8 protein-coding genes are annotated in these 10,225 nt (G+C 63.1%); 7 read left to right on the top strand and 1 reads right to left on the bottom strand.

Features of this window, described 5'->3' with window-relative positions:
- The coding region (locus tag VMS96_11445; GenBank protein HVP44040.1) for a DUF6531 domain-containing protein at positions 1 to 3,333 on the bottom strand (3,333 nt) is incomplete at its 3' end.
- A gap of 459 nt (positions 3,334 to 3,792) precedes the next feature.
- Between VMS96_11445 and VMS96_11440 the strand changes: the two genes are divergently transcribed.
- The 7 genes from VMS96_11440 to VMS96_11410 all read left to right on the top strand — a co-directional run.
- Entirely contained in the window at positions 3,793 to 4,377 is a 585-nt protein-coding gene (locus VMS96_11440) for an enoyl-CoA hydratase/isomerase family protein (protein HVP44039.1), read from the top strand.
- A 219-nt stretch (positions 4,378 to 4,596) separates the two neighbouring features.
- On the top strand, positions 4,597 to 6,291 hold the full coding sequence (locus tag VMS96_11435; GenBank protein HVP44038.1) for an acyl-CoA carboxylase subunit beta: 1,695 nt from the start codon (positions 4,597 to 4,599) through the stop codon (positions 6,289 to 6,291).
- Between the two features lie 313 nt (positions 6,292 to 6,604).
- Positions 6,605 to 7,474 carry a hydroxymethylglutaryl-CoA lyase gene (locus tag VMS96_11430; GenBank protein ID HVP44037.1) on the top strand — a complete coding sequence of 290 codons (870 nt, stop codon included), beginning with the start codon at positions 6,605 to 6,607 and terminating at the stop codon, positions 7,472 to 7,474.
- A 90-nt stretch (positions 7,475 to 7,564) separates the two neighbouring features.
- A complete protein-coding gene (locus tag VMS96_11425) occupies positions 7,565 to 8,347 on the top strand; it encodes an enoyl-CoA hydratase-related protein (GenBank protein ID HVP44036.1) in 783 nt (260 codons plus the stop codon).
- A complete protein-coding gene (locus VMS96_11420) occupies positions 8,344 to 8,766 on the top strand; it encodes a thioesterase family protein (protein ID HVP44035.1) in 423 nt (140 codons plus the stop codon). Before VMS96_11425 ends, VMS96_11420 begins: the two co-directional genes overlap by 4 nt.
- A complete protein-coding gene (locus VMS96_11415; protein ID HVP44034.1) occupies positions 8,763 to 9,185 on the top strand; it encodes a hypothetical protein in 423 nt (140 codons plus the stop codon). Before VMS96_11420 ends, VMS96_11415 begins: the two co-directional genes overlap by 4 nt.
- A gap of 101 nt (positions 9,186 to 9,286) precedes the next feature.
- On the top strand, positions 9,287 to 10,225 hold a 939-nt coding region (locus VMS96_11410), incomplete at its 3' end, for an aromatic amino acid lyase (GenBank protein ID HVP44033.1).

Here is a 10,225-nt window from a genome sequence, read left to right as displayed (position 1 = left end):
ATCAGCATCGTAGTACCTGGTTCCGGCCGCGGTTGACGAGTCGAGAGGCTCATCAATGCTGGCGCTCTGCGCGTACCGCGCGAGCACCGCTCCTGACGCATCGACCTCCTCAATTACATTTGCCCCGTCGTAGAGATAGTTAGTCGTACCGGAGGGACTCACCTTCTGGATTCGTCTTCCAAACGGGTCGTACTTGAACGTGACCGTCCCGCCCGAGCCGGGGAGCGTCACGCTGGTCAGCCGGTTCAGATAGTCCCAGGCATACGTGGTCGTTCCCGAGGCGTCTACCTTGGTCGCCGTGTTGCCGTTGTTGTCGTAGGTGTAGGTGACGCCAGGCCGCGAGGTCAGGTGATTCGAGCTGTCGTACGTCCAGCCGGAATCGCTGACGGTGCTGAGCCGATTGCCGACGGGGTCGTAGGTGTAGGCCTCGGTGGTGTTCAGCCCTTGGACGACCTGGGTGAGCTGGTAGATCTGGTCGTAGGTGTAGTTCTCGGTGACGGCGGTGAGCTGGTTCACCTTCGAGGTGCGGTTGCCGGCGTTGTCGTAGGTGTAGCTTGCGCCGTCAACGGTGGTCAGCCCGACCTGGTGCAGGACCGACAGCAGGCGCGACAGGTTGTCGTAGGCGTAATTGGTGCTGACGCCATTGGGCCGGGTCAGTTGGGTGCGCCGCGAAAGCGCGTCGTAGCTGAAGCCGAAGTTGTTGGAGTTGAAGTCGGTGAGGCCAGTCAGCCGATTCAGCGAGTCGTAGCTGTAAGTGGTGACCCCGTTGGCCGGGTCGGTCATCGAGGTGCGGTTCCCGGCGGCGTCGTAGGCGTAGGAAACCGTATAGGTGCGGCCACTGAGGAACGAGTAATTGGTCGTGGTCTGGGTCAGCCGTCCGATGCGGTCATAGGCGAATTGGTAACAGCTGACACTGGAGCAGCTGCCGTTGCCGTCCTGGACCTTGGTCAGGCGCCCCGCCTTGTCGTAGTAGTACCAGATGTAGCTGCCGATGTACTTGTACGAGAGGCGGTCGAAATTGTCGTAGTAGTAGCTGGTCTGCTGGGATTTGCGGTTGACCTTGGTCTGCAGATTGCCGATGTAGTCGTAGGTGTACGTTTCATAGAGGGTGGAGGGGAATGTGGTTTTGCTCAGCCAGCCATTGCCGTTGTAAGTGAAGCTGGTGGTGTGGTTCGCGGCGTCCGTGATGGACGTCAGGTGGCTCTCGTTATCGTAGCCGTAGCGGGTCACGTTGGTGGCGGCGTCGGTGACCGAGGTCAGCCGGTCGGCGTCGTCATAAGCATACGTCGTGGTCTTGTTGTTTCCATCGGTTACGGAAGTACGACGGCCGCGGGTGTCGTAGGCGAAGGTGCTGGTGGTCTGGTCGGGGTAGGTGATGGTGGTCAGCCGGTTGCGGGAGTCGTAGGCAAACGCCGTGGTGTGCGAGAGGGCATCCGTAACGGACGTACGATTCCCGCGCGCGTCGTATTGATAGCTGGTGACGTTGCTCTGGGCGTCGGTAACGGTGGCGACCAGCCCGGCGGTGGTGTAGGTCATGGTGGTGGTGTGGTTGAGAGGATCGGTGACCGTGAGCAGCAGGCCATGGGAGTCATACGTGAAGCTGGTGGTACTGCCTGCTTGGACACCGTCGGGCGACGGGGTGGTCGTCGTGAGCAGGTTGCCGTTGGCGTCGTAGGTGTTGGTAGTGGTGTAGCCCAGCGGATCGGTGGCGGTCAGCACCTCGGCGAAGCCGTTGTAGGTGTAATCCCATTCCGTGTAGTCGGTGGAAGAGGCCCCGCGCTTCCAGCTGGTCAGATTTCCGAGTAAATCGAAGGATTGATAGGTCCAGCGGTTCAGCGGGTCGATGATGCCGGTGCGGTTGCCGACAGAATCGAGTAAGTATTGGAAGGTGCCGTTGGCCGCAGGGCCCCCGCACGTGGCGCAGCCGGAGGAGGTGTAGCTGCGGATGTAGTAACCGGTTCCCAGCTTGTAGAAATACGCCTGTGAACCCCCGCCGAGAGAGTTGGCGAAGGAGGTGTAGTTCGTGTTGTACCCGGAGACGGTGACGGCTTCGACGCCGTTGGCCCGCTGGCTGGTGAGGCCGCGTCGTGAAGTGTCGTAAGTGTGGGCCTCGAGAATCTTTGCAGCCGAATCCTTGACGTTCAGCAGAAGAGAGTTGGTGTCGTAGGTGAAGGTGATGTACGTGTCCGCGTAGGTCACCTGGGTGAGGCGTAAAGAGGCGTCGTAGGTGTAGGTGGCTACGGTTCCGACGGAATCGGCGACGCTCTGCACCTGCATGGAGCTCGGGCTGCCGTAGGTGAAGGTGAGCGTACGGCCCGCCGGATCGGTGACCAGCGTCAGGCGGTTGGAGGCATCGTAAGAAAGAGTCGTCTGGTTGCTGTTGCGGTCAAGGACGGCGGTCAGGTAACCGGCGCTAGTGAACAGCCTGCGGTCCCCATTCACGTTTTGCACGGTGTACTGCTGCAGGATCGGATCGTAGGTAAGGGCGATGTGCTCTTCCGGCGGGGAAACCAGCACGTATATCTGGTTCATGCTGTCGTAGGCATACTGGATGATCTTTCCGTCGCCTCTCCAGTAGAGCGTCGTGGTTGGATTCACGACCTGGATGTGTTCTTCGAGATTACTGGTCCAACTGTGCCCGAACAGGCCCGCCGTCTGCCAAGGCGAGTTGACGGTCCAGAGGCTGTTCCAGGTGCGTACGATGGCCAGCGCGCCCAGCCCAGGAACGGAGTAATCCTGCTGTTGGATCCAGGTGTTGCCACTGATGGCGTCGATGGGATGGCCGAACATTCGTTCGCACTCCACACAGTGCCCCATCTGCTTGGGAGGCGCTGGTGTGCCCGGCAGGACAGTGACCTGGGCGGTCCCCGGATTGGGACCGACACTGGGCGTGATCGTGACCAGCTGGGCCGTTGAGACGGTGCTGCCCACGAAGAGGGTGTCGACGGACGTGCTTCCTTTGGCGATTGATAGCGGGCTGTTCACGGACCCTTTCGGGGTAAAGGACCCGTAGGCCGGGCTCGGCGTCAGATAGATGCTCAGGTCGCTGGCTGGCGGGGCGGAAACCGTCACGTGAACCGAGGCCGCGTCTACGCCGCCGCCAATGACGCTGCCGGGAGAGACCGACACCGAGGACCTCATGGCAAGAATGGTGAGCTGCGCTGTCACGCCGGAATCGCCAGGATTGCCGCTGTTCTTGGCGGTGACGTTTACGGTCGTGTCATTGCTGACCCAGCCGGCTGCCAAGTAATAGGTGAAAGTCGATTGTCCGGCGGGCATGTAGCAATAGCCGCCGTAGCCAGTCTCTGTTCCCGGAGGACAGACGACGGACACACCTGGCGGCGTGACGAACTGGATCGAGAGCGCATCATTGGTGCTGCGTGTGACTGTTACCGTCGCGCTGGCCTGCTGAGTGCTACCGCCAACAGGCGTACCACTAATCGTGAAGCCGCTGACGTAGTTGGCGGAGGAGGAGGAGGAGGCGAGGGCAAGAATCGAGAATACGAGTAAAACCGCAAGACGACGCATGCTGATTTCCTGAGGGAATGGGCGCGATCTGGCGTGAAACGGAGAATTCAGTCGGCGGAGGGAATCCGGAAGAATGAGCGGCGGCAGTCGCCTTGAGGTTAGAGCCTTGTTGAACGGCTACCGTGTCCCTGTTCTCGGCCACCCGGGTTCGGCCTCCCTGAGTTTGGAAACGGGAGCAGAGTAGCCGAATTTTCCACATGTCAACAAAAAAGTGATTCTTGTTCTGAAATCGGAACAAGACCACCGACCAAGTAAGATGTCGACGTGAATCCTCCTTTCACGGTTGAGCAGCGGGCGGAGGCGGCCGTTGTGCGCCTGGTTTCTGAGGACGGCACCAACCGGCTGACGCGGGCCTGTGTGCTGGCCCTGACCAAGGCGGTGCGCGAACTCGTGCGAGAGGTCAAGCCACTCATTATCACCGGCAACGAGAGATTCTTTTCCGCGGGCGCCGACCTGAACGAGATCGTGGCGCTCGACGGGCCGTCGGCGTTCGTCTTCGGCAAGATGGGACAGGCGCTGATGGACGCGATCGACCGCTTCCCCGCCCCGGTGTTCGCGGCGGTGCACGGCTATTGCATGGGAGGCGGGCTGGACCTGGCGCTGGCCTGCGACTTCCGTATCGCCTCGCCGCACGCCGTGTTCGGGCATCGCGGGGCGGCGCTGGGGTTGATGACCGGATGGGGAGGCACGCAACGGCTGCCGCGGCTGGTGGGACGAGCGCGGGCGCTGGAGATGTTCATCGCTGCGGAGAAATTGCACGCCCAGCAGGCGCTGGCCTTCGGGTTGGTGGACGCAGTGGTGCAGAATCCGCTGGCGGAGGCGGTAAGGCGTTGTTCGAATCGCCCCTGAAGGGGCTCCGTCCGGTGCTGGAGCCTACCCACCACTTCGTGGTGGGCTATTTTCAGGCGCCCGCTAAAGCGGGCTGTTTTTCTTGGAAAGCCCACCACAAGGTCCCTCGACTCCGCGCTAAAGCGCTTCGCTCGGGATGACAATCAATGGATGCGCTCCGCTCGGGATGACAAGTTTGCGGGCGCTGATGTACGGTTATCAGTTTCACGCAAGGACCCGATGGCCGACCGTATCCAGGAATCCGCGAATAACCTGCTGCAGACCAAGGTGGACGCCACCTCGCCGCGCTTCGAGAAGAACATGCGGGCCATGGCCGAACTGGTGGCCCGGGTGCGCAACGAAGAGGAAAAGATCCGCGAGGGCGGGGGCGCGAAGGCCGTCGAGGCCCAGCACAACAAGGGCCGGCTGACGGCGCGGGAACGCATCGCGCTGCTGCTCGACCGCGGCACCGAGCTGTTCGAGCTCGGCATCTACGCGGCCTACGGGATGTACGAAGAGTGGGGCGGCGCGCCGGCGGCCGGCGTGGTCACTGGCATCGGGCGGGTGCACGGCCGGCAATTCATGTTGATCGTGAACGACGCCACGGTGAAAGCCGGCGCCTTCTTCCCCATGACCGCCAAGAAGGTCATCCGGGCGCAGAACATCGCCATCGACAATCACATCCCGACAATCTACCTGGTGGATTCGGCGGGCGTCTTCCTACCCTTGCAGGAAGACGTCTTCCCCGACACCGACGATTTCGGCCGGGTCTTCCGCAACAACGCGGTGATGAGCGCCATGGGCATCCCGCAGATCGCCGCCATCATGGGCATGTGCGTGGCCGGCGGCGGGTACCTGCCGGTGATGTGCGATCACATCCTGATGACCGATGGCAGCGGCCTGTTCCTGGCGGGGCCGGCGCTGGTGCAGGCGGCCATCGGGCAGAAGACCGATCCCGAGGAACTAGGCGGCGCCGCCATGCACTCGCAGATCGCCGGCACCATCGACTATCGCGAGCCCAACGACGAGGCCTGCATCGCCCGCATCCGCTCGCTGGTAGAGAAGATGGGCGAGCGCCCGCGCGGGCCCTTCGACCGCGCCAAGAGCGAGCCCCCGCTCTACGATGCCGAGGAACTCTACGGCATCTTCGAGGCCGACCCCTCCGGGCAGTACGACACCAAGGAGATCCTGGCCCGCATTGTGGACGGCAGCCGCTTCGACGAGTACAAACCGGAATACGGAGAGACGGTGCTGTGCGGCTTCGCGCGCATCGGCGGCTACGCGGTGGGCATCGTGGCCAACCAGAAGACGCACGTCCACATGAAGGACAAGGAAGGACACAAGCGCCTCGAGTTCGGCGGGGTCATCTATACCGAGTCGGCGGAGAAGGCGGCGCGCTTCATCATGGATTGCAACCAGAACCTGGTGCCGCTGGTCTTCTTCCACGACGTCAACGGATTCATGGTGGGCAAGCACGCGGAATGGAGCGGGATCATCAAGGCGGGCGCCAAGATGGTGAACGCGGTGTCGAACTCGGTGGTGCCCAAGATCGCGGTCATCATCGGCGGCACGTTCGGCGCCGGACACTACGCCATGTGCGGCAAAGCCTACGATCCTCGCTTCCTGTTCGCCTGGCCGAGCGCCAAGTACGCGGTGATGGCGGGGGCGTCGGCGGCGGGCACGCTGGTCGAGATCAAGGTGAAGCAGCTGGAGCGCGGCGGCAAGAAGCTGAGCGACGAAGAAAAGAAGGTGCTCTTCGATTCGGTGAAGGCGACCTACGATGAGCAGACCGATCCCCGCTACGGCGCAGCGCGGCTGTGGATCGACCGCATCCTCGACCCCATGGAAACGCGCGAGGCCCTGATCCAGGCGCTGGAAGTGGCCAACCTGAACCCCGAGGTACGGGAGTTCAAAGTCGGGGTGCTGCAAACGTAACTTCATTTCTCGCGGATTGTCGCGGATAGATACATGGCCCTTCTGGCAGGAAATAGGCGCAAAACGGCTGACGATATATTGAGTCTCCTCTGCTTCATGGCAGGGCTGTTGTTTCTTTGGTTCGTGGTGTCGTCGGGGCTACTCAGTTCTCACAGATTGAGTGACTGGGTATTCGGAGCAGTCATTGGTTCCCTTGCGCTAGCGCTGCTGGTAGCGAGCAGGCGTGGCCCCATATGGCTTCGTGCGGCATTAGTCGGTGCGATGGTCGTGCTGTACATCACCAGTGCTTTTTTCATAAAAGGCATTCAGTAACATGCCAGACGCAATCAAATTGATCGAGTGCCCGCGCGACGCCTGGCAGGGGCTGAAGGGGCAGATCCCGACCGAGGTCAAGGTCCAGTACCTGCGCGCGCTGATCGGGGCGGGGTTCAAGCACATCGATGCAGTATCGTTCGTGTCGCCCAAGGCGGTGCCGCAGATGGCCGACTCCGAGATGGTGCTGGAGCAACTCGATCCGCCCGACGACGTGGAGATCATCGGCATCGTGGTGAACCTGAAAGGGGTCGAGCGCGCGATCGGCACGGAGGCGGTGCGCACCGTGGGGTTCCCCTATTCGGTCTCGCCGACGTTCCTGCAGCGCAACCAGAACCAGACCCCGGAGAGCGCGCTGGAGGAACTGGAAAAGATCAAGCAGATGGCCAGCCAGGCCGAACTCGACACCGTGGTGTACATCTCCATGGCCTTCGGCAACCCCTACGGCGACCTGTGGAATGTGGAGGAAGTGACGGAGGCGGTCGGCCTGATCGCCGACATGGATATCACGCAGGTGTCGCTGGCCGACACCGTCGGGCTGGCGACGCCGCAGCAGATCCGTGGGCTGCTGGAGCCGGTGCTGAGCCAGTACGAGCACATGGAGGTCGGCGTCCACCTGCATAGCCGTCCCGGCGATGCGTTGGAGAAGGTGCTGGCCGCGTACGATGTCGGCGTCCGCCGCTTCGATGCCGCGGTGGGCGGCCTGGGCGGCTGTCCGTTTGCCCAGGACCTGCTGGTGGGAAATCTCCCCACCGAAAAAGTCATCGAGGCCATGCGACAGCGCGGCGTGAATGTGCTGGGCAAGCCGCTGGAGCCGGTGACGCGGATGTCCGCGGACATCGCGACGAAGGTGGCGGGGCCCGCGCAGTAAGAATTAACCGCAGAGGTCGCAGAGAACGCAGAAGAAACATTGGGAAAAGCTCTGCGATCCCTGCGTACTCTGCGGTGAGATAGGGTTTCGATGGAACTCAAGACGATCATCTATTCCGAGCAGGACGGCGTCGCAGTCATCACCTTGAACCGTCCCGACAAGCGCAACGCGGTCAGCTTCGAACTGGTGGATGAGCTGATGCAGGCGCTGGACCACGCCGAGAGATCAGCGGCGCAAGTCATCATCATCACCGGGGCCGGAAAAGCCTTCTGCGCGGGGCTCGACCTCGAGGACCTGAAGAAGCTGCTGGGGCGCAGCCACGAGCAGAATGTGCAGGATTCGGCGACCATGGCCCGGCTGTTCCGCCGCATCTACGATTTTCCCAAGCCGATGATCGCGGCGGTAAACGGCCACGCCATCGCCGGCGGCACGGGCATCGCCACCATGTGCGACTTCACCCTGTCGGTGGCCGACGCCAAGTACGGGTACACCGAAGTGAAGATCGGGTTCGTGCCGGCGATCGTGTCGTCGATCCTGGTGTGGCAGGTGGGGCACAAGATCGCGCGTGACCTGCTGATGACCGGCCGCCTCTTCGACGCCGCCGAGGCCCACCGTTACGGCCTGGTCAACGAGATCGTCGAGCCGGAGCGCCTGATGCCGCGGGCGCTGGAGCTGGCACGCCTGCTCATGGAGAACTCGCCGTCGTCGGTGCGGCTCAGCAAGAAGCTGATCAACGGATTCATCGCCAAGGCGCTGGACGAGCAGATGGCACAGGCGGTCGAGGACAATGCCCGCATCCGCACCACCGCCGACTTCCGCGAAGGCATCACCGCCTTCCTGGAAAAGCGCAAGCCGAAGTGGAGCGGCGAATGAGCGGACGCACCTTCGAGGCACGGCTACGCGTCCGCTACGCCGAGACCGACCAGATGGGCGTCGTGTACCACTCCAACTTCATCATCTGGTTCGAAGTGGGACGGGTGGAAGCGATGCGGGCCCTGGGTTTCAACTACAAGCAGATGGAGCAGGAGGACGGCTGCTACATTGTCGTCGTGGATGCCCGCTGCCGCTACAAGGCCCCGGCGTATTACGATGACGACATCCTGATCCGGACCAAGGTGCGGAATGTGCGCGGATCGTTGATCCATTTCGGCTACGAGGTGTTGCGCGCCGCGGACGGCACCGTGCTGGCCGAGGGCGAGACCACGCACCTGGTCACCGACGTGAACATGCAACGGCGCGAGATGCCGGAAAAATACCAGCAGGCGTTCGCCGCCTGCGTGAGCCATGAATGAGCGCTCCTGAGCCGCAACACAAAGCGGAAAAAAGTGCGGGGCCGGCGGTGGCGCTGGTGCTCGACCCGGAATTCGGCGAGCGTCTGCAGGGACTGGTAGAGCACGCCCCCATCTGGGCACTGAACTCCACCACCAACCGCGCGGCCACCGAGTGGCTCTGGGAGAAGGAACCGGACACGCGCAAGCGCATCACGCTCTTCGACGTCCCCGACTACCCGCTCGACACCCAGGAGTTCATCGGCGTGGTGGCCAGCATCGTCGCGCAACGCGGCAAGCACGGGGATCCGCCGCTGCAGGATGTCGAGGTCATCGGCATGGAACTTTTCCCCGACCTGAACGGGGCGCTGCTGGAGTTCGGGTTCCAGGGCGTGGAGCCGACGGTAAGAGGATTCAAGGCACTTGGATTGAGACGTACGTAACGGTGCATGGTAGAGACGCCCGTCAGGGCGTCTCCGCTGATCGGATTCATAAGGCGGTTTGGCTTGAGACGCCCTGACGGGCGTCTCTACTGAAAGATTTCATGAAGGCACTTCATCTCACCGGCAACGATCTCACCCTCGAAGACCTGAAGGAAGTGGTGTACGAGCGGCGTCCGGTTCTGCTGGCTCCGGACGCGCGGCGGGCGGTGGAGCGCGCCCGGGCCGTGGTGGATGACCTGATCGAGAACGATCGGGTCGCGTACGGAGTCACCACCGGGGTGGGCAAGCTGAGCGATGTGCGCATCGCGCCGGAGCAGGTCCGCGAACTGCAGGTGAACCTGCTGCGCTCGCACGCGGTGGGCGTGGGCGAGCCACTCCCCGAGCCCGAAGTGCGCGCCATGATGCTGCTGCGGGCCAATTCCCTGGCCAAAGGATTCTCCGGCGTGCGCGCCGAGGTCATCGACAAGCTCTGCGAGCTGCTCAACCGCGGCGTGCACCCGGCGGTCCCCTGCCAGGGCTCGGTGGGGGCGAGCGGAGACCTGGCGCCGCTGGCGCATCTGGCGCTGGTGCTGATCGGCGAAGGCGAGGCGTTCGTCGCCCGCAAAGCCCGCCGCGCCGCCGACCCGCCGCACCGCCGAGTCTCCGGGGCGCAGGCGCTCAAGCTGGCCGACGTCGATCCGCTAGTCCTCGAAGCCAAGGAAGCCATTTCGCTCATTAATGGCACCCAGGCCATGCTGGCGGTGGGCACGTTGGCGGTGCTGGCGGCAGAGACCTTGGCCGATTCCGCCGACGTGATCGGCGCCCTCACGCTCGACTCCTTGTGCGGCAGTATCCGGGCCTTCGACCCGCGCATCCACAAGGCGCGGCCCCACGCCGGGCAGGTCACGACGGCGGAGAATCTGACCCGCATGATCAGCGGCAGCCAGATCCTGGAATCGCACAAGAACTGCGGCCGGGTGCAGGACGCCTACTCGCTGCGCTGCATGCCCCAGGTGCACGGCGCGGTGCGCGACACCATCGGCCACTGTCGCGGGGTCTTC

This window comes from Terriglobales bacterium (assembly GCA_035543055.1).
Taxonomy (GTDB): domain Bacteria; phylum Acidobacteriota; class Terriglobia; order Terriglobales; family Acidobacteriaceae; genus JAIQFD01.
This window is presented reverse-complemented; position numbering and strand designations above follow the sequence as displayed.

Coding starts and splice junctions, on each gene's coding strand:
- VMS96_11435 (HVP44038.1), top strand. CDS start 4,597: ATGGCCGACCGTATCCAGGAATCCGCGAATAACCTGCTGCAGACCAAG.
- VMS96_11425 (HVP44036.1), top strand. CDS start 7,565: ATGGAACTCAAGACGATCATCTATTCCGAGCAGGACGGCGTCGCAGTC.
- VMS96_11415 (HVP44034.1), top strand. CDS start 8,763: ATGAGCGCTCCTGAGCCGCAACACAAAGCGGAAAAAAGTGCGGGGCCG.
- VMS96_11430 (HVP44037.1), top strand. CDS start 6,605: ATGCCAGACGCAATCAAATTGATCGAGTGCCCGCGCGACGCCTGGCAG.
- VMS96_11420 (HVP44035.1), top strand. CDS start 8,344: ATGAGCGGACGCACCTTCGAGGCACGGCTACGCGTCCGCTACGCCGAG.